This window comes from Candidatus Electronema sp. PJ (assembly GCF_048287395.1).
GTDB lineage: Bacteria > Desulfobacterota > Desulfobulbia > Desulfobulbales > Desulfobulbaceae > Electronema.
Genome location: NZ_JBLWEO010000030.1, coordinates 14,943 through 30,493, shown reverse-complemented (window position 1 = coordinate 30,493; position 15,551 = coordinate 14,943). Strand labels below are relative to the sequence as shown.

30 protein-coding genes and 1 pseudogene are annotated in these 15,551 nt (G+C 51.6%); all 31 read left to right on the top strand.

The genetic code is table 11. From position 1 onward, the window contains the following. Positions 1–141 (top strand): annotated as a pseudogene (gene tuf / locus ACNKIB_RS04650) (elongation factor Tu); the annotation flags it as partial. 26 nt (positions 142–167) lie between these two features. After that, on the top strand, positions 168–479 hold the full coding sequence (rpsJ, locus tag ACNKIB_RS04645) for a 30S ribosomal protein S10 (protein WP_417909381.1): 312 nt from the start codon (positions 168–170) through the stop codon (positions 477–479). Positions 480–578: 99 nt separating this feature from the next. Beyond that, entirely contained in the window at positions 579–1,214 is a 636-nt protein-coding gene (gene rplC / locus ACNKIB_RS04640; RefSeq protein WP_417909380.1) for a 50S ribosomal protein L3, read from the top strand. 25 nt (positions 1,215–1,239) lie between these two features. Next, a complete protein-coding gene (gene rplD, locus ACNKIB_RS04635) occupies positions 1,240–1,863 on the top strand; it encodes a 50S ribosomal protein L4 (protein ID WP_417909375.1) in 624 nt (207 codons plus the stop codon). Further along, on the top strand, positions 1,860–2,150 hold the full coding sequence (locus tag ACNKIB_RS04630; RefSeq protein ID WP_417909374.1) for a 50S ribosomal protein L23: 291 nt from the start codon (positions 1,860–1,862) through the stop codon (positions 2,148–2,150). Before rplD ends, ACNKIB_RS04630 begins: the two co-directional genes overlap by 4 nt. A 65-nt stretch (positions 2,151–2,215) precedes the next feature. After that, positions 2,216–3,040 carry a 50S ribosomal protein L2 gene (gene rplB, locus ACNKIB_RS04625; protein ID WP_417909373.1) on the top strand — a complete coding sequence of 275 codons (825 nt, stop codon included), beginning with the start codon at positions 2,216–2,218 and terminating at the stop codon, positions 3,038–3,040. Positions 3,041–3,061: 21 nt separating this feature from the next. Further along, a complete protein-coding gene (rpsS, locus tag ACNKIB_RS04620; protein WP_417909372.1) occupies positions 3,062–3,340 on the top strand; it encodes a 30S ribosomal protein S19 in 279 nt (92 codons plus the stop codon). Between the two features lie 20 nt (positions 3,341–3,360). Next, on the top strand, positions 3,361–3,693 hold the full coding sequence (rplV, locus tag ACNKIB_RS04615) for a 50S ribosomal protein L22 (RefSeq protein WP_417909371.1): 333 nt from the start codon (positions 3,361–3,363) through the stop codon (positions 3,691–3,693). Between the two features lie 59 nt (positions 3,694–3,752). Further along, positions 3,753–4,403: a 30S ribosomal protein S3 gene (gene rpsC / locus ACNKIB_RS04610; RefSeq protein WP_417909370.1), complete on the top strand. Its 651-nt coding sequence runs from the start codon at positions 3,753–3,755 to the stop codon at positions 4,401–4,403. A 29-nt stretch (positions 4,404–4,432) separates the two neighbouring features. Beyond that, complete coding sequence (gene rplP / locus ACNKIB_RS04605) at positions 4,433–4,849, top strand: 50S ribosomal protein L16 (RefSeq protein ID WP_417909369.1); 417 nt, start codon at positions 4,433–4,435, stop codon at positions 4,847–4,849. 2 nt (positions 4,850–4,851) lie between these two features. Beyond that, a complete protein-coding gene (gene rpmC / locus ACNKIB_RS04600) occupies positions 4,852–5,037 on the top strand; it encodes a 50S ribosomal protein L29 (protein ID WP_417909379.1) in 186 nt (61 codons plus the stop codon). Positions 5,038–5,071: 34 nt separating this feature from the next. Beyond that, positions 5,072–5,332: a 30S ribosomal protein S17 gene (gene rpsQ, locus ACNKIB_RS04595; RefSeq protein WP_417909368.1), complete on the top strand. Its 261-nt coding sequence runs from the start codon at positions 5,072–5,074 to the stop codon at positions 5,330–5,332. A gap of 40 nt (positions 5,333–5,372) precedes the next feature. Next, the gene (rplN, locus tag ACNKIB_RS04590; RefSeq protein WP_417909367.1) at positions 5,373–5,741 is read left to right on the top strand and encodes a large ribosomal subunit protein uL14; all 369 of its coding nucleotides are present in this window, start codon (positions 5,373–5,375) and stop codon (positions 5,739–5,741) included. Positions 5,742–5,775: 34 nt separating this feature from the next. After that, positions 5,776–6,114: a 50S ribosomal protein L24 gene (gene rplX / locus ACNKIB_RS04585; RefSeq protein ID WP_417909366.1), complete on the top strand. Its 339-nt coding sequence runs from the start codon at positions 5,776–5,778 to the stop codon at positions 6,112–6,114. A gap of 33 nt (positions 6,115–6,147) precedes the next feature. Continuing rightward, entirely contained in the window at positions 6,148–6,717 is a 570-nt protein-coding gene (gene rplE, locus ACNKIB_RS04580; protein ID WP_417909365.1) for a 50S ribosomal protein L5, read from the top strand. Positions 6,718–6,750: 33 nt separating this feature from the next. After that, positions 6,751–6,936: a type Z 30S ribosomal protein S14 gene (locus ACNKIB_RS04575; RefSeq protein WP_417909364.1), complete on the top strand. Its 186-nt coding sequence runs from the start codon at positions 6,751–6,753 to the stop codon at positions 6,934–6,936. 53 nt (positions 6,937–6,989) lie between these two features. Then, the gene (gene rpsH / locus ACNKIB_RS04570) at positions 6,990–7,388 is read left to right on the top strand and encodes a 30S ribosomal protein S8 (RefSeq protein ID WP_417909363.1); all 399 of its coding nucleotides are present in this window, start codon (positions 6,990–6,992) and stop codon (positions 7,386–7,388) included. 23 nt (positions 7,389–7,411) lie between these two features. After that, on the top strand, positions 7,412–7,969 hold the full coding sequence (gene rplF / locus ACNKIB_RS04565) for a 50S ribosomal protein L6 (RefSeq protein ID WP_417909362.1): 558 nt from the start codon (positions 7,412–7,414) through the stop codon (positions 7,967–7,969). Between the two features lie 42 nt (positions 7,970–8,011). Next, complete coding sequence (gene rplR, locus ACNKIB_RS04560) at positions 8,012–8,377, top strand: 50S ribosomal protein L18 (protein ID WP_417909361.1); 366 nt, start codon at positions 8,012–8,014, stop codon at positions 8,375–8,377. Positions 8,378–8,410: 33 nt separating this feature from the next. After that, the gene (rpsE, locus tag ACNKIB_RS04555; protein ID WP_417909360.1) at positions 8,411–8,923 is read left to right on the top strand and encodes a 30S ribosomal protein S5; all 513 of its coding nucleotides are present in this window, start codon (positions 8,411–8,413) and stop codon (positions 8,921–8,923) included. A 71-nt stretch (positions 8,924–8,994) separates the two neighbouring features. Beyond that, positions 8,995–9,177: a 50S ribosomal protein L30 gene (rpmD, locus tag ACNKIB_RS04550; RefSeq protein ID WP_417909359.1), complete on the top strand. Its 183-nt coding sequence runs from the start codon at positions 8,995–8,997 to the stop codon at positions 9,175–9,177. A gap of 2 nt (positions 9,178–9,179) precedes the next feature. After that, positions 9,180–9,620 (top strand): 50S ribosomal protein L15, encoded by a 441-nt coding sequence (rplO, locus tag ACNKIB_RS04545; RefSeq protein WP_417909378.1) that lies wholly within the window; start codon positions 9,180–9,182, stop codon positions 9,618–9,620. A gap of 4 nt (positions 9,621–9,624) precedes the next feature. Beyond that, positions 9,625–10,926 carry a preprotein translocase subunit SecY gene (gene secY / locus ACNKIB_RS04540; protein ID WP_417909358.1) on the top strand — a complete coding sequence of 434 codons (1,302 nt, stop codon included), beginning with the start codon at positions 9,625–9,627 and terminating at the stop codon, positions 10,924–10,926. Between the two features lie 5 nt (positions 10,927–10,931). Then, complete coding sequence (gene map / locus ACNKIB_RS04535) at positions 10,932–11,717, top strand: type I methionyl aminopeptidase (protein ID WP_417909357.1); 786 nt, start codon at positions 10,932–10,934, stop codon at positions 11,715–11,717. 55 nt (positions 11,718–11,772) lie between these two features. After that, positions 11,773–12,009: a translation initiation factor IF-1 gene (gene infA / locus ACNKIB_RS04530; protein ID WP_417909356.1), complete on the top strand. Its 237-nt coding sequence runs from the start codon at positions 11,773–11,775 to the stop codon at positions 12,007–12,009. Positions 12,010–12,043: 34 nt separating this feature from the next. Continuing rightward, positions 12,044–12,157 (top strand): 50S ribosomal protein L36, encoded by a 114-nt coding sequence (gene rpmJ, locus ACNKIB_RS04525; protein ID WP_417909355.1) that lies wholly within the window; start codon positions 12,044–12,046, stop codon positions 12,155–12,157. Positions 12,158–12,198: 41 nt separating this feature from the next. Next, positions 12,199–12,546: a 30S ribosomal protein S13 gene (gene rpsM, locus ACNKIB_RS04520; RefSeq protein WP_417909354.1), complete on the top strand. Its 348-nt coding sequence runs from the start codon at positions 12,199–12,201 to the stop codon at positions 12,544–12,546. A gap of 33 nt (positions 12,547–12,579) precedes the next feature. After that, the gene (gene rpsK / locus ACNKIB_RS04515) at positions 12,580–12,996 is read left to right on the top strand and encodes a 30S ribosomal protein S11 (protein WP_417909353.1); all 417 of its coding nucleotides are present in this window, start codon (positions 12,580–12,582) and stop codon (positions 12,994–12,996) included. An 88-nt stretch (positions 12,997–13,084) separates the two neighbouring features. Next, positions 13,085–13,714, top strand: a complete 630-nt coding sequence (gene rpsD / locus ACNKIB_RS04510) for a 30S ribosomal protein S4 (RefSeq protein ID WP_417909352.1) — start codon at positions 13,085–13,087, stop codon at positions 13,712–13,714. Between the two features lie 18 nt (positions 13,715–13,732). Further along, positions 13,733–14,788, top strand: coding sequence for a DNA-directed RNA polymerase subunit alpha (locus ACNKIB_RS04505; RefSeq protein ID WP_417909351.1), 1,056 nt, complete (start codon positions 13,733–13,735; stop codon positions 14,786–14,788). Positions 14,789–14,851: 63 nt separating this feature from the next. Further along, on the top strand, positions 14,852–15,262 hold the full coding sequence (gene rplQ, locus ACNKIB_RS04500) for a 50S ribosomal protein L17 (protein WP_417909350.1): 411 nt from the start codon (positions 14,852–14,854) through the stop codon (positions 15,260–15,262). The last annotated feature ends 289 nt before the right edge of the window (positions 15,263–15,551 follow it).

Below are 15,551 nucleotides of genomic sequence, written 5' to 3'. Positions count from 1 at the left end.
GAGATGGTCATGCCAGGCGACAACGTGCATATCACCGCCGAGTTGATCACGCCCATCGCCATGCAGGAGGGCCTCCGTTTCGCGATCCGCGAGGGTGGTCGTACTGTCGGCGCAGGGGTCATCGTCAAAATTCTTGAGTAACAGCGGGCAAGATAGAGGAACTCATGATCTCCACAGATAAGATTCGCATCAGGCTCAAAGGATATGATTATAAGCTGCTTGACCAGTCCACATCGGAAATCGTCGAGACTGCTCGCCGTACTGGTGCGACCGTGGCCGGGCCGATTCCGCTGCCGACTAGCATCAACAAATACACCGTGCTCAGATCGCCGCACTGCGACAAGAAGTCCCGCGAGCAGTTTGAAATGCGAACACACCGTCGTCTGCTGGACATACTAGAGCCAACCCAGCAAACTATTGACTCGCTCATGAAATTACAGTTATCGGCGGGCGTTGACGTGGAGATCAAGTTGCCTTAAGCAGCAGGCCAGGCACGGGTGGTGGTTGACCGAGTGGTCGGAAAAGCAGAGGGCTTGATTCCGCTTTTTGAACAGAGTTTAGCGTTACAGGTTAAGCAAATGCCTAATACAAATGGAATACTGGGACGGAAACTTGGCATGACGAGGGTCTATAATGAGTTTGGTCAGGCCAGCCCTGTCACCGTCATTGAGGCCGGTCCCTGTTTCGTGCTACAGAGAAAGACCGTCGGCAAAGAAGGGTACAGTGCTATCCAGGTGGGATTCCGGGAAAAGAAACAATCCCGGTTGACTAAGCCAGAAGTTGGTCACTTCAAGAAGGGTGGTGGTGGTGGCTACTATCACGTCCGGGAGTTTAGGGTGGAAGACCCAAAAGTTTACGAGTTGGGTCAACGGATTGTTGTAACAGAGATGCTCAAAGTTGGCGACAAAATCGACATCACGGGCCATTCCAAAGGTCGCGGTTTTCAAGGCGTTATAAAGCGCCATGGCTTCGGCGGCGGTCGCGAGACCCATGGTTCGGATTTTCAGCGCCAGCCCGGTGCTATCGGCAGCAGTGCTTATCCCAGCCGTGTCATCAAAGGTAAAAAGCTGCCGGGACACATGGGTACGGACAGGAAGACCATTCAAAATCTTACAGTGGTTGATATCCGCGCTGAGGAAAATATTTTGCTGGTGAAAGGCGCGGTTCCCGGCGCAAAGAACGGCTTGGTCAGCATTCATATCAAGAAGGCATAGGCTGCCTTGCAAGGGGAGAGGACTCATGTCAGTTTGTGATGTAATGAACACCTTGGCGCAGAAGGTCGCGGAGATAGAAGTAAGCGACAATCTGTTCGGTGTGTCAGTAAATACGGGGATTCTTCATGAAGTGGTTTGCATGCAGCGCGCCTGCCGCCGTAGCGGTAACGCGGCAACCAAGACCAGAGGCATGGTGAGTGGCGGCGGTATCAAGCCGTGGAAACAGAAGGGGACTGGCCGGGCTAGGGCAGGCAGTAGCAGGTCATCGGTCTGGTGTGGCGGTGGCACCGCCTTTGGGCCACAACCGAGAGACTACAGTTACACTATGCCGAAGAAGGTGCGCCGCTTGGCGTTGCGCATGGCTCTCTCCGCCCGGATGTCAGAAGGCAATCTGATCATTTTGGATCAGTTTGAGATGGTCGTTCCGAAGACCAAGGAATTTGTCGGCGTTATGAAGAACTTCTCATTTGAGAATTGTCTGTTGGTCGCCGAAAAGGAAAACACCAACCTCCAGCTTGCGGCTCGCAACGTGGTCGGTTATCAGATACTGCCAGTAGCGGGCTTAAACGTGTATGACATTCTCAAGCACGACAAGCTAATGATTGTCAAATCAACCCTGGAGCAACTGGAAGCGAGGCTGATGGTATGAAAAGTATTTACGACATCGTCAAAGATCCGTGTCTGACGGAGAAGTCCAACAGCCTTCAGGAGCAGCGGAATACGGTGACCTTCAGGGTCGCTTCCGAAGCCAATAAGATAGAGATTAGAAAGGCGGTGGAGCAGCTGTTTAATGTCAAGGTGGCTTCTGTGCGTACGGTTACGATGCGCGGCAAGCGGAAGCGGGTCGGCGCAAAATCTGCCGGACGGACCAGCGACTGGAAAAAAGCCTACATCACCCTATCCGAAGGGAAAATAAATTATCTCGACGAGCTGTAGGATGCAGGCGCAGCGTTCCCTTTGAATTGAACAGTGTAACGCTTTCACAGATAACGGAAAGGAAAATGGCAATTAGGACCCATAAACCGACATCACCGGGCAAAAGGCATCACGTAGCTGTTGTACAGCCAGATCTTTCTGACAAGGCACCTGAAAAGAGCCTACTTGCGCCGTTGAAGAAAACCGGCGGTCGCAATACTTATGGACGGATTACCGCTTGGCACAAAGGCGGTGGGCACAAGCGCAAGTACCGCATTATCGACTGGAAACGGAATAAGACCGGTGTACCGGCAAAAATCGCCGCCCTTGAATATGATCCAAACCGCTCTGCCAATATCGCGTTGTTGCATTATGCGGATGGTGAAAAATCCTATATTCTTGCGCCAGAAGGCATTAGCGTGGGCGATATGCTAACTGCTGGTGCTGATGCGGACATCAAGCCAGGCAATTGCCTGCCTATGAGTAATATTCCTTTGGGTACGGTTATCCACAACGTCGAGATGAAGATCGGCAAAGGGGCACAGATTGTCCGCTCCGCCGGTACCGCAGCACAGCTGATGGCTAAAGAAGGTGAGCATGTACTAGTCAAGTTGCCTTCCGGTGAAGTGCGCAGGTTCAATAGCCAGTGTCGGGCTTGTATTGGTGCCGTCGGCAATTCAGAACACAGTAGCAGAAAGCTAGGAAAAGCAGGGCGGGCCCGCTGGGAGGGGAAGCGACCCACTGTCCGCGGTGTGGCCATGAACCCGGTGGATCATCCGATGGGCGGCGGCGAGGGCAAGAGTTCCGGTGGGCGACATCCATGCTCGCCGTGGGGCATGCCGACCAAGGGCTACAAGACCCGTCGGAGAAAGAAGACCTCCAGCCGGGATATTGTCACCAACCGTAAGTAATTCTAGGAGAATAGTGACATTATGGCGCGTTCAGTTAAAAAAGGCCCTTTTGTGGATGACCACTTGATGAAGAAAGTGGTAACTGCGCAGGGGGCGGGGAAAGTCATCAAAACATGGTCCCGGCGGTCGGATATCGTTCCTGAGATGGTGGGGCTGACTTTTGCCGTTCATAACGGCAAAAAATTTATTCCGGTGTATGTTTCGGAGAATATGGTCGGGCATAAACTGGGCGAGTTCTCGCCGACCAGAACCTATCACGGACATGCGGCGGACAAAAAAGGTAAGGCCGCAAAGAAATAGAATGCAATCAGGAGATTACGATGGAAGCAAGAGCCGTCGCTAAATACATCCGAATTTCCCCGCAGAAGGCGAGGCTTGTAGCTGATGTTGTCCGGGGGAAGGATGTAGAGACCGCTGTAACAACGCTTAGATTCATGCCAAAGAAGGCGGCAAAAATTCTGCGTAAGGTGCTTCAGTCTGCTGTTGCCAATGCCGAGCAGACCGAGACTATTGATGTGGATACGCTGTATGTAAAAGAAATTCAGATTAACGGCGGGCCGATGCTGAAAAGATTCCGGCCTCGTGCCATGGGTAGAGCTGCCAGAATACTGAAGCGGACTAGCCATATCACTGTGGTTGTCGATGAGGCCTGAAGAGGCCGCCGTTCCGCAGAGTTTTTGAGATCAACCGCACAGGGAACACGGAGGACACGTTGGGACAAAAAGTCAATCCCGTAGGACTGCGGCTCAACATCACCAGAACTTGGGATTCAATCTGGTATGCTGACAAGGGTTACGCCGCTAATCTGCATCAGGATCAGCAGATACGCACATATCTGAAGAAGAAGCTATATCATGCCGGTGTGGCTCGGATCGTTATCGAACGCACTGGCGAAAAGGTGCGAATTAGGCTATTTACAGCACGTCCAGGTATCGTCATCGGTAAGAAAGGGGCCGAAATTGAGAACCTGAAGCGAGACATCGAGCAGAAGTTTGGCCGTGAGTGCATGCTGGACATCCAGGAAGTCAGGCGGCCAGAGGCTGATGCTCAGCTCGTAGCGGAAAACATTACCGCCCAGTTAGAGAAACGCATCGCCTTCCGCCGGGCAATGAAGAAGGCTATCAGCACGGCTCTCCGTTTTGGTGTCAAGGGCATTAAAATTTCTTGCTCAGGCCGCTTAGGTGGCGCAGAGATGTCGAGAACCGAGTGGTTCAAGGAAGGCCGGGTACCGCTGCACACGCTGCGGGCCGATATCGATTACGGTATGGCGGAGGCTAGCACCACCTACGGTCAGATAGGGGTGAAGGTCTGGATATTCAAAGGCGAAGTGCTGACAGGCGGTGACATGCCTGTTGAGCAGTAGATTCCATGGAATGCAGGCAGGTTTGAAAAATGTTGAGTCCACGCAAAGTAAAGCACAGAAAGCAGCATAAGGGCAGAATGCGGGGCGAGGCCCAGCGCGGCTCTCAGTTTGCGTTTGGCGACTACGCGCTGAAAGCGGAAGGCTGCGGACGTATGACCTCGCAGCAGATTGAAGCGGCGCGTATCGCTATCAACAGGAAGGTGAAGCGCGGCGGTCAGCTATGGATCAGGATATTCCCTGACAAATCTATCACCAAAAAGCCTGCTGAAACCCGCATGGGCGGAGGCAAGGGGGCACCGGATCACTGGGCTGCGGTCATTCATCCGGGTAGGATACTGTATGAACTGAAAGGTGTGCCTGACGATGTGGCCAGGGAGGCTCTTCGGCTTGCTTCTTATAAACTGCCGTTTCCGACCAAGGTCATCGCAAGGAGCAGTACGATATGAAGATAAAGACCAGTGAACTGCGGCAGCTGAACGGTGAGGAGCTGCGGAAGAAAGAGAAGGAAATGCGGGAAGAGTTGTTCAAGCTGAGATTTCAGCACGGAATACGGAAGCTGGAAAATCCCGCCCGGCTGCGACAGCTGCGGAAGAATATCGCCAGAGTGCAGACTGTTCTGACTGAACAGGCCTGATTTGGTAACATACAGCACCGGACCAGAAAGAAGAATGAGCGAGAATTTAAGCACTAGAAAAACCCAGTTGGGCTGTGTGAAGAGCAGCAGCATGGATAAGACGGTGGTAGTCACGGTCGAACGGAAAGTCAAGCACAAACTGTATGGCAAGTACATCCGCCGCCGGGTGAGCTACATGGCTCATGATGCGGTCAACGAATGTAAGGTCGGTGATACTGTGCTTATTGAGGAATGTCGACCACTTTCCAAGCACAAACGTTGGCTTGTCAGAACAATTGTCCAGCGGGCCGTCTGATTGATATTGACAACGGTTTTTAAGCGCAAGGTGATATATTATGATTCAGACAGAATCCAGACTGAATGTCGCTGACAATTCAGGTGCCAAAGAAGTGCTTTGTATCCGGGTGCTGGGCGGTAGCCGCCGTCGTTACGCCAGTATCGGGGATGTGATCGTTGTCACAGTAAAAGAGGCTCTTCCCCATGCTAAAGTGAAAAAAGGAGATGTTCTCAATGCTGTCGTAGTACGGACGACCAAGGAGATCAGTCGCCCGGAGAACACTACTGTTCGCTTTGATGACAATGCGGCTGTCCTGCTCGCAGGAAGCGGCGAGCCGGTAGGAACACGAATTTTTGGGCCGGTGGCTCGTGAACTGCGGTCTCTCGGTTTTATGAAGATCATATCTCTTGCGCCGGAAGTGCTGTAAAAAAGAAATGCTGTCAGGATACGAGGATAGGAAGATGCGGCAGGGACAGACAAGTTTGCAGAAAAACGATCAGGTTGAAGTGATTGTCGGTAAGGACAAGGGACGGGTCGGCAAGATACTTAAAATTGACCGGGCAGCCAGCCAGGCGGTGGTCGAGCGTATCAATATGATCACCAAGCATCAGAAGGCTGTTAACGCCCAGCAGTCTGGCGAGATCGTCAAGAAAGAGGCACCTATTCATATCTCGAACCTCATGTTTGTCTGCCCTGAGTGTGCGAAGACGGTCCGCACAGGGAAAAAATTCCTTGAGGATGGCACGAAAGTTCGGGTCTGCAAGAAATGCGGTGCCACCTTAACCAAATCTGGGAAGTAAGCAATCTGCCGGTTACAGGACGGAGCATAGAACATGGCTACAATGAAGGAACTGTACGAGAATGTGTGCAGACCGCAGCTCCAGAAGGAGTTCGGGTACACAAACAAGTTTCAGATACCAAGAATCGAGAAGATTGTTCTCAATATGGGACTGGGTGAGGCAGTACAGAATCCCAAGATCGTGGAAAAAGCAGTAGTTGAGTTGACCTTGATCGCAGGACAGAAGGCGGTGGTCACACGGGCAAGAAAATCCATCTCTACCTTCAAACTGCGGGAGGGAATGCCCATTGGTGCGTGTGTAACTATACGTAAGGATAGAATGTACGATTTCCTGTCCAAGCTAATCAATATTGCTCTACCGCGAGTGCGCGATTTTCGGGGCATCTCCGCCAAGGGCTTCGACGGCAGCGGAAATTTTTCGATGGGTGTGAAGGAGCATATCATCTTTCCTGAGATTGACTACGACAAGATCGACAAGATCAGAGGGTTGAACATCACCATCGTCACCAGTGCCAAGAGCGATGACGAGAGCCGCACCCTGCTGGCCACACTGGGGATGCCGTTCCGGCAGCAGCAAAAGGCCGATGACGGCAAAACGGCGTGAGAGCCGGTAAACTACAGCGGGGGAGATTTTTCAATGGCAAAAAAATCACTGATTGCCAAGGCAGAACGGAAACAGAAGTTTGAAGTACGTGCCTATAACCGGTGCAAGCTCTGCGGACGACCACGGGGATATTTAAGAAAATTCGGCTGCTGTAGGCTTTGCTTCCGTAAACTTGCGTCGGAAGGCAAAGTCACAGGCGTGACTAAGTCTAGCTGGTAATCTGTCGGGAATCAAGCAAGAGAATGCATTATATTTCACAGAGGTATATTTAGATGTCTATGAGCGATCCGCTGGCAGATTTTCTGACCAGAATACGTAATGCTGTGCGGGCGAATTTTGACACGGTGGAAATCCCACAATCGAAGCTGAAGGTCAAAGTGGCTGAAGTGCTGAAAAAAGAAGGTTACATCACAGACTATCAGCTAGAGCAGCAGGGTGTCCAGGGCACCATTAAAATTGAACTCAAGTACGGCCCGCGCCGTGAGCAGGTTATCACCGGTATCCGCCGGGTGTCCAAGCCGGGTCTGCGCCAGTACAAGAAGAGTCAGGGTATTCCTAACGTGATGAGCGGGCTTGGTGTTGGTATCCTGACCACCTCCAAAGGAGTGATTTCCGACCGTGAGGCTAGAAGGCTAAATATCGGTGGCGAACTTCTCTGTGAAGTATGGTAAGCCGTTCTGAGAGGAAAAGATAAATGTCAAGAATCGGAAAAGCACCTGTGGTTCTGCCTGGCGGAGTCAACGTTGAGATACAAGGCACCAGGATTACAGTCACCGGCAAGAAGGGAACGCTGGAGCGGACTATTCGTCCGGAAATTGAGGTCAGGCAGCAAGATGGTCAGCTCATATTCAAGCCTAAGGGCGGTGGACGACAGGCTTCGGCCTATTGGGGACTGACTCGCACCTTGGTCAGAAACATGGTCGCTGGGGTTGAGAAAGGTTTTGAGAAAGTGCTATCCGTTGAGGGGGTGGGCTATCGCGCTGCGGTGGAAGGATCTAAATTGACTCTTAATGTTGGCTATTCAGTGCCAGTCGAGTTCAAGCTGCCTGTAGGAATCACCGCTTCTGTTGATAAAACTAACAACATTACCATCTCCGGCATCAACAAGGAACAGGTCGGTCAGACCGCCGCCACAATCCGGGATATCCGCAAGCCTGAGCCGTATAAAGGCAAGGGGATCCGCTATGCCGATGAGCATATTGTCCGCAAGGCTGGCAAGTCTGGTGCAAAAGGCGGAAAGGGTAAAAAGTAAGTCTCCGGCTTTCAGATAACTCAAAGATGAAGTAAAGGCATCATGGCAAAGCAAAGCATCAAACTGACGGCGCGGAACAAACGGATCAGAAGAATACGCAAGAAGATATCCGGCACCTCAGAACGTCCGAGAATGCACGTATTTCGCAGTAACCGCCACATATATGTGCAGATTATAAATGACACTAAGCAAATGACTCTTGTCTCTATGTCCACTGAAGACAAAGAGTTTGATGCTTCTGACCTGAAAGGTAAGATGGCCCAAGCGGGTCGGGTGGGCGAGATGGCGGCGAAGCGCGCCCTTGCCGCTGGAATCGACAAGGTGGTCTTTGACCGGGGTGGAAATTTGTATCACGGTCGAGTCAAGGCACTTGCGGATGGTGCACGGCAAGGCGGTTTAAATCTGTAATCAAGAGAAAATTCAGCATAGCGGAGGTGTTTCTTGGCTGATTTGAAACGTGCCAAAGAAGGCAATCAGGATGATCTTATTGAGAAGATCGTCTATATCAACCGCGTCGCCAAAGTTGTGAAGGGCGGTCGTCGTTTTAGCTTCAGTGCAATCATCGTGGTTGGCGATGGCAAGGGCAGGGTGGGACAGGGTCTTGGTAAGGCCAATCAGGTGCCAGAGGCCATACGGAAAGGTATGGAGCGCGCCCGTAAGGATATGCAACAGATCGCTTTGACCGATGTTTCCATTCCGCATTATGTGGATGGTAAGTTCAAATCTGGAAAGGTGATGTTACGACCTGCGTCCGATGGTACTGGAGTCATCGCGGGTGGTCCTGTCCGTGCCGTGCTAGAGGCTGCAGGAGTGCAGAATATCTTGACTAAATGTCAGGGTTCTAATAATCCGCATAATATGGTTAAGGCGACTATGGATGGCCTGCGGCGGTTGCGTTCCGTGGAAGAGATAGCCAGTCTTCGAGGGCTGGCGGTCGAAGAGATGATGGCCTGAAACCGGTCGAACGTTGTAAGATTTTTTTATACAACCGCTGTAAGATTTTTTATACAACAACAGGTTGAATCATGAGCGACACTGTGGCGATAACCCAGGTCAAGAGCGGCATCGGTAGCACGCAGAAAATCCGCGCCACCTTGATTGGTCTAGGGCTGACGAAGATGCAGAAGACGGTCATCAGAAAAAACACCGATGAGATCAAAGGAATGATCAAAAAAGTCCAGCATCTGGTGCAGGTGGAGGAACAATAATGCTGAAGTTGAACAATCTTTCGCCGACTGAAGGTTCCCGCAAGCAGAGAAAGCGGATTGGCCGTGGTCAGGGTACAGGACACGGCAAAACTGCGGGTAAGGGCCACAAAGGAGCCAAGGCCAGGACTGGTTTTTCCATGAAGTCTGGCTTTGAAGGTGGTCAGATGCCGTTACACCGTCGTCTACCCAAAGTGGGATTTACCAACAAATTCAAAAAGGAATACGTTATTATCACTCTGTCTGATCTGGACCGTTTTGAAGGAGGTGCTGTGATCAACCGGGAAGCATTGTTAGCAGCCGGGATCATCGGCGGCAAAGACGGCAGATTGATTAAAGTGCTGGCTAATGGCGAGATCAGCAAAGCGGTGACTGTTGAGGCCGACAAAGTCAGCCAAGGCGCGAAGGAAAAGATCGTTGCAGCCGGAGGCTCGGTCAAAGAGTAAGACCATGAGTGGACTTGCCAGCGCAGCAAATATTCCTGAACTCCGCAAGAGGGCTGTTTTTACGCTTCTGATGCTGCTGGTTTACCGGATGGGCGTGCAGATTCCCACACCAGGCATCAACGGCGAGGCACTCGCAGCGTTCTTCGCGCAGAACGCTAGTACGTTGTTCGGCATGTTCAACATGTTTTCGGGCGGTGCGCTGGAGAATTTTTCTATTTTTGCGCTGGGCATCATGCCCTATATCTCAGCTTCAATCATCATTCAGCTTTTGACTGTGGTCATTCCGCAGCTTGAGAGTTTGAAGAAGGAAGGTGCGATGGGGCAGCGCAAAATTACCAAATACACTCGCTTTGGTACGGTTGGCCTGGCTTTGGTGCAAGGTTTTTTTATTGCCACGGGGCTGGAGAGCATGGCTTCTCCGTCTGGTGCACCGGTAGTTCTTCATCCTGGTCTTCAGTTCAAGCTAATGACCGTACTTACGCTGACATCAGGTACTTCATTCATTATGTGGTTGGGTGAGCAGATGACAGAGCGGGGTATTGGCAATGGTATTTCGATGATCATTTACGCAGGGATAATCGCCAGAATGCCTGCGGCGGTAGTCAACGCGATACAGATCATCCAGGCGGGCGAGATTCAATTCATCATCGTGCCGATGCTACTGGCCATGATGTTTGGCGTGATCGCGCTGGTGGTGTATTTTGAGACCGCTCAACGTAGAATTCCCGTGCAGTATGCTAAACGGGTGGTGGGTAGAAAAGTCTATGGCGGCCAAGCTTCCCATCTGCCGCTGAAAATTAATATCGCCGGGGTGATACCGCCTATTTTTGCCTCGTCGATCATGATGTTTCCGGCTACCATTGGCAATTTTATCCAGATCAAATGGGTACAGGAAATGTCAGCAGCTCTGTCGCCAGGAACTCTCTATTATTATCTTCTGGATGTTGGAATGATCGTCTTTTTCTGCTTCTTCTACACGGCAGTGACGTTTAACCCTGATGAAGTTGCGGAAAATCTAAAAAAGAACGGTGGGTTTATCCCTGGTATCCGGCCAGGTAAGAAGTCGGCTGAATTCATCGACAAGGTGCTAATCCGACTGACTGTGGTTGGTGCGATTTATCTTGCTGCTGTCTGCGTACTGCCAACAATACTAATCCATCGCTTCAACGTACCGTTTTATTTCGGCGGCACTGCTCTGTTGATTGTAGTCGGTGTGGCTATTGATACAATTGCTAAAGTGCAGTCTCATCTCGTTATGCGCAATTACGAAGGCTTCATGAAAAGCGCAAAATTCAAAGGGCGTTGAGTCGTTTGGGCAGCGAGAAAGAGATTATTGTCAAGACCTCTGCCCAGATTGAGATCATGCGTCAGGCCAACCGTATTGCGGCTGGCGCATTGAAAATGCTGGAAGAGAATATCTGCCCGGGCACCACCACCATGCAGATGGACCGCTGGGCTGAGGAGTATTGCCGGGATTATGGTGCCGTACCGGCATTCCGGGGGTACCGAGGATTTCCGGGCAATCTCTGCGTTTCAGTCAATGAGGTGGTAGTGCATGGCATTGCCTCTAAAAAAGTCAGAGTGCAGGAAGGTGATATAGTTTCTCTTGACTTCGGCACGTTGTTTAAAGGTTATTACGGTGATTCAGCGATCACCGTGCCTGTAGGCAACATCACGGAGAAACACCAGCATCTGTTGGAGGTGACCCGGCAGGCTTTGGAGTTTGGCATCCGCCAGGTGCGGGTGGGCAACCGGATTTCTGATATTTCCAGAGCAATACAGACTCATGCGGAAAAGCATGGTTATTCCGTTGTACGGGATTTCGTCGGCCATGGCATCGGCTCTACCTTGCATGAAGGGCCAGAAGTACCGAATTACGTGCAGACGGACAAACCTTCGCCCAGAATTGTTGAAGGAATGGTGCTAGCGATTGAGCCGATGATTAATGCTGGTACACACAAAGTCAAAGTGCTGAAGGATGGCTGGACAGTAGTCACAGCAGACCGCAGGCTCTCAGCTCATTTTGAGCACTCAGTGGCGGCAACGGCGGCGGGACCGCTGGTCTTGAGCAGGCGTGAAGGGGAAAAGATAGCCTGAGTAAGTGCCAGTTTTTCGCTTTTTGCTTGCAACTCTCATTACTAAATGGAAAAATATGGCGAAAGAAGAAGCCATTGAGGTCGAAGGCACTATTATTGAGCCTTTGCCGAATGCGATGTTCCGAGTGGAGCTGGACAACGGGCACAGAGTGTTGGCTCACATCTCCGGTAAAATGCGGATGCATTACATCAAAATTTTGCCCGGTGACAGGGTGACGGTGGAGCTTTCTCCCTATGATTTGACCAGAGGCCGTGTGACGTTCCGCGCCAAAGGGGGCGGAAAGGGGAAATGACAATCCTATTCAGAACAGAAAAGGGAAAAAAGTTATGAAGGTACGAGCATCTGTTAAGAAGATATGTAGCGAATGCAGGATTCTCAAACGCAAGGGCGTTGTCCGGGTCACCTGCAAAAATGCAAAACACAAGCAGCGGCAGGGATAATTCTGCATAAGGCAGGAATAGCGACGAAGAGGAGCAGGATTTTGGCACGTATATCAGGTGTAGACTTACCACGGAACAAGCATATGGACAGGGCACTCACCTATATCTACGGTATAGGTCTTACTTCCGCCCGGCAAATTCTGGATAAGGTCGATCTGCCTTACCAGATGAATTCTGATGACTTGAGCGGTGACGATGTAAACCGTATCAGGTTGATTATCGAAGCTGAGTATGTTGTTGAGGGCGACAAACGGCGCGAGGTGGCTATGGACATTAAGCGGCTGGTCGATCTTGGTACTTACCGAGGCCGCCGCCATCGCCAGGGGCTTCCCTGCCGGGGCCAGCGGACCAAGACCAATGCCAGGACACGCAAGGGGCCAAAGCACTAAAAGGCTGGCCTGAGAACTAAGCACGGAGCAGAGATGGCAAAGGAGAAGAAAGGCACCGCTGACAGCAAGGGTAAAGGCAAGACCCCGCGTCGGGAGCGGAAAAATGTGCAGGAAGGAATAGTGTTCATCTATTCCACCTTCAACAACACCTTAGTGACAATTGCCGACAAGTTGGGAAATGTATTGTCCTGGTCTAGTGCTGGGGTGATTGGCTTTAAGGGATCCCGTAAGTCCACGCCTTTTGCCGCCCAGAACGCCCTGAACGACGCTGTCGCTAAGGCTAAGGAAACTGGACTGCGCAAGGTGGAAATCCGGGTCAAAGGCCCAGGGCCTGGACGTGAGTCTGCCCTACGGGCTTTAAGCGGCACAGATTGGGAGATCAGCAGGATCGTTGATGTCACGCCAGTTCCGCATAACGGTTGTAAGCCACCAAAGCGGCGGCGGGTGTAGCTAGGTTGTTTTTTGTACGGTCGCTGCCAGCGTAGAGCTGACCGCAGTGTAAAACCGTTACCGATTATTTATTGGAGGGAAGAGATAAGTGGCCAGATACACAGGAGCGTCCTGTAGGATGTGCAGACGCGAAAACCTGAAGTTGTATTTGAAGGGCGAACGCTGTCATTCTGACAAATGCTCATTTGAACGCCGGGCCTATGCACCAGGGCAGCACGGACAGAATCAGTTCCGCAAGACTTCTGATTACGCCGTACAGCTGCGCGAGAAGCAGAAGGTCAAGCACATGTACGGAATGCTGGAAGACCAGTTCCGTAGATATTTCCATGAGGCTGACCGGGCAAAGGGTGTCACCGGCTACAATTTGCTGGCCATGCTTGAGTGCCGTCTTGACAACGTAATCTATCGGCTTGGCTTCGCGTCGTCACGCGATCAAGCCCGCCAGCTTATCCGCCACAACCATTTTCAGGTCGGCGGCAAAAAAGTGGATATTCCTTCCTTTCAAGTAAAGCCTGGCGATGTGGTCGCTCTTAAAGAGAAGAGCCGCAAGAACGCTATGATCCAGGAAAATCTCGAAGATGCCTCCCGCCGAGGTATTCTCAATTGGCTGGAGCTAGACAAGGCAAATTTTCAGGGAAAGGTTATGAGGGTACCTGCTCGGGATGAGATCACCATGCCGATCAACGAACATCTCATTGTCGAACTGTACTCCAAGTAAAACAAGGTCAGGTGTCGCATGGGGCAGGAAATCCGGGATGACAATCCCTTTTATAAAAATTGGCATAACTTGGTTATGCCGGAGCGGCTAGAAGTCGCCAAAAGCTCCCATACCACGAGATTCGGCAAGTTTGTTTGCCAGCCGCTAGAGCGGGGTTTTGCGGCGACTATCGGCAATTCCCTGCGCAGGATACTGCTGTCCTCCATTCGCGGCGCGGCCATCACGTCGGTGCGCATTGAAGGGGCGCAGCATGAGTTCACCACCATTGACGGGGTTCATGAGGATGTTGCGGATATTATCTTGAACCTGAAGCAGGTGCGGCCTAAACTGAACTCTTCCGAAACTCGGACTGCCTTTATCAAGAAGATCGGTCCTGGCAAAGTGACCGCAGCGGATATCGACGGCGGTCCTGGTGTAGAGATCATGAACCCGGACCAGCACATTTGCACCGTCACTGGCGAGAACAGCTCCTTTGAGGCTGAACTGGAAATCCAGTGGGGCAAAGGTTATGTCGCGGCAGAGTGGAACAAGAAGGAGGATCAACCTATCGGGGTGATCTCTCTTGATGCCGCCTTTTCGCCAGTATGCCGAATGCAGTATGTGGTGAGCCAGGCTCGTGTTGGCCAACACACTGACTATGATCGCCTGACGATGGAGATTGAGACCGATGGCTCGGTGTTGCCGGAAAACGCCCTTGCCTACGCGGCCAAGATTCTCAAGGAGCAGATGACGATCTTCATCAACTTCAACGAGCAAGAGGCTTCCGCACCAGAGCGGCTGAAAGGCGACGGAGAAGGAGCGGGCGGCTTCCCAGCTTTCTTAGACAAGAATGTTGAGGATTTGGAGCTGTCAGTACGTTCTGCCAATTGCTTGAAAAACGCCGACATTCAGTATATTGGCCAACTCGTGCAGAAGACAGATGCCGAGATGTTGAAGACCAAGAACTTTGGCCGCAAGTCATTGAACGAGATCAAAGCTCTGCTTTTTCAGCACAATCTAACCCTCAATATGAACCTTGACGGTTGGATCCCGCCTGATCAGCGGGAACGTGAACGGACTTACGAGGAAGAATAGCCGCTTGCTTAGAGCCGGTGCTTCCCCCGCCCCGCTGATTTTTGACAGATAAGGATTATTACCATGAGACATAGAAGCGCAGGCAGGAAACTGAACAGAAGCAGCTCTCACCGTTTGGCGATGCTGCGCAACATCGTGACTTCCCTGCTGGAGCATGAGCGTATCGTCACTACCCTACCTAAAGCCAAGGAAGTGCAGCGGGCTGCCGAGAAGATGATCACCCTTGGTAAACGGGGCGATCTTCATGCCCGACGGTTGGCTGCGGCCTTTATTCGTTCCAAGAGCATTGTCACCAAGCTCTTTGACACACTCAGCCCCCAGTACACAACACGTGCAGGTGGCTATACCCGCATCATCCGTACTGGTACCCGGCCTGGCGATGCCGCGCCAATGGCCTTGATCGAGTTGGTGAACTACGAGGCTCCGGCTCCTAAGTCCCAACAGGCTGAAGAGGAGCAGGGCGGCGAGGAATGAGTGGGTGGCAGGACGTTGTCTTCTGCTAAACAGCGCAGTTTAGGCCGGTTTGATGATTCTCATCTAACCGGCTTTTTATTTTGTATTGTTCCAGTAGGTTGTGCGGTGTCGGTATATCGTATTGAATATGTGTTCGTATTTGGCAAAACCTAACTTCAAAGAAACCTCCTCCCAAATGAGGTGAAAATCATGCTCCGAAGGGGAGGTTTCCAAAAATCGCTTGACAACAACCTGAATTTCCGAGTAAAAAAACAGGCAGAGTCACAATGCTTCTCCGGGGTACCCTGGG

Coding starts and splice junctions, on each gene's coding strand:
- ACNKIB_RS04505 (WP_417909351.1), top strand. CDS start 13,733: ATGGGGCAGGAAATCCGGGATGACAATCCCTTTTATAAAAATTGGCAT.
- rplD (WP_417909375.1), top strand. CDS start 1,240: ATGTCAGTTTGTGATGTAATGAACACCTTGGCGCAGAAGGTCGCGGAG.
- ACNKIB_RS04630 (WP_417909374.1), top strand. CDS start 1,860: ATGAAAAGTATTTACGACATCGTCAAAGATCCGTGTCTGACGGAGAAG.
- rpsH (WP_417909363.1), top strand. CDS start 6,990: ATGTCTATGAGCGATCCGCTGGCAGATTTTCTGACCAGAATACGTAAT.
- rplF (WP_417909362.1), top strand. CDS start 7,412: ATGTCAAGAATCGGAAAAGCACCTGTGGTTCTGCCTGGCGGAGTCAAC.
- rplE (WP_417909365.1), top strand. CDS start 6,148: ATGGCTACAATGAAGGAACTGTACGAGAATGTGTGCAGACCGCAGCTC.
- rplR (WP_417909361.1), top strand. CDS start 8,012: ATGGCAAAGCAAAGCATCAAACTGACGGCGCGGAACAAACGGATCAGA.
- rplB (WP_417909373.1), top strand. CDS start 2,216: ATGGCAATTAGGACCCATAAACCGACATCACCGGGCAAAAGGCATCAC.
- rplQ (WP_417909350.1), top strand. CDS start 14,852: ATGAGACATAGAAGCGCAGGCAGGAAACTGAACAGAAGCAGCTCTCAC.
- rpsS (WP_417909372.1), top strand. CDS start 3,062: ATGGCGCGTTCAGTTAAAAAAGGCCCTTTTGTGGATGACCACTTGATG.
- rplN (WP_417909367.1), top strand. CDS start 5,373: ATGATTCAGACAGAATCCAGACTGAATGTCGCTGACAATTCAGGTGCC.
- rplX (WP_417909366.1), top strand. CDS start 5,776: ATGCGGCAGGGACAGACAAGTTTGCAGAAAAACGATCAGGTTGAAGTG.
- rpmD (WP_417909359.1), top strand. CDS start 8,995: ATGAGCGACACTGTGGCGATAACCCAGGTCAAGAGCGGCATCGGTAGC.
- rpsK (WP_417909353.1), top strand. CDS start 12,580: ATGGCAAAGGAGAAGAAAGGCACCGCTGACAGCAAGGGTAAAGGCAAG.
- rplP (WP_417909369.1), top strand. CDS start 4,433: ATGTTGAGTCCACGCAAAGTAAAGCACAGAAAGCAGCATAAGGGCAGA.
- infA (WP_417909356.1), top strand. CDS start 11,773: ATGGCGAAAGAAGAAGCCATTGAGGTCGAAGGCACTATTATTGAGCCT.
- rpsQ (WP_417909368.1), top strand. CDS start 5,072: ATGAGCGAGAATTTAAGCACTAGAAAAACCCAGTTGGGCTGTGTGAAG.
- secY (WP_417909358.1), top strand. CDS start 9,625: ATGAGTGGACTTGCCAGCGCAGCAAATATTCCTGAACTCCGCAAGAGG.
- rpmJ (WP_417909355.1), top strand. CDS start 12,044: ATGAAGGTACGAGCATCTGTTAAGAAGATATGTAGCGAATGCAGGATT.
- rplC (WP_417909380.1), top strand. CDS start 579: ATGCCTAATACAAATGGAATACTGGGACGGAAACTTGGCATGACGAGG.
- ACNKIB_RS04575 (WP_417909364.1), top strand. CDS start 6,751: ATGGCAAAAAAATCACTGATTGCCAAGGCAGAACGGAAACAGAAGTTT.
- rplV (WP_417909371.1), top strand. CDS start 3,361: ATGGAAGCAAGAGCCGTCGCTAAATACATCCGAATTTCCCCGCAGAAG.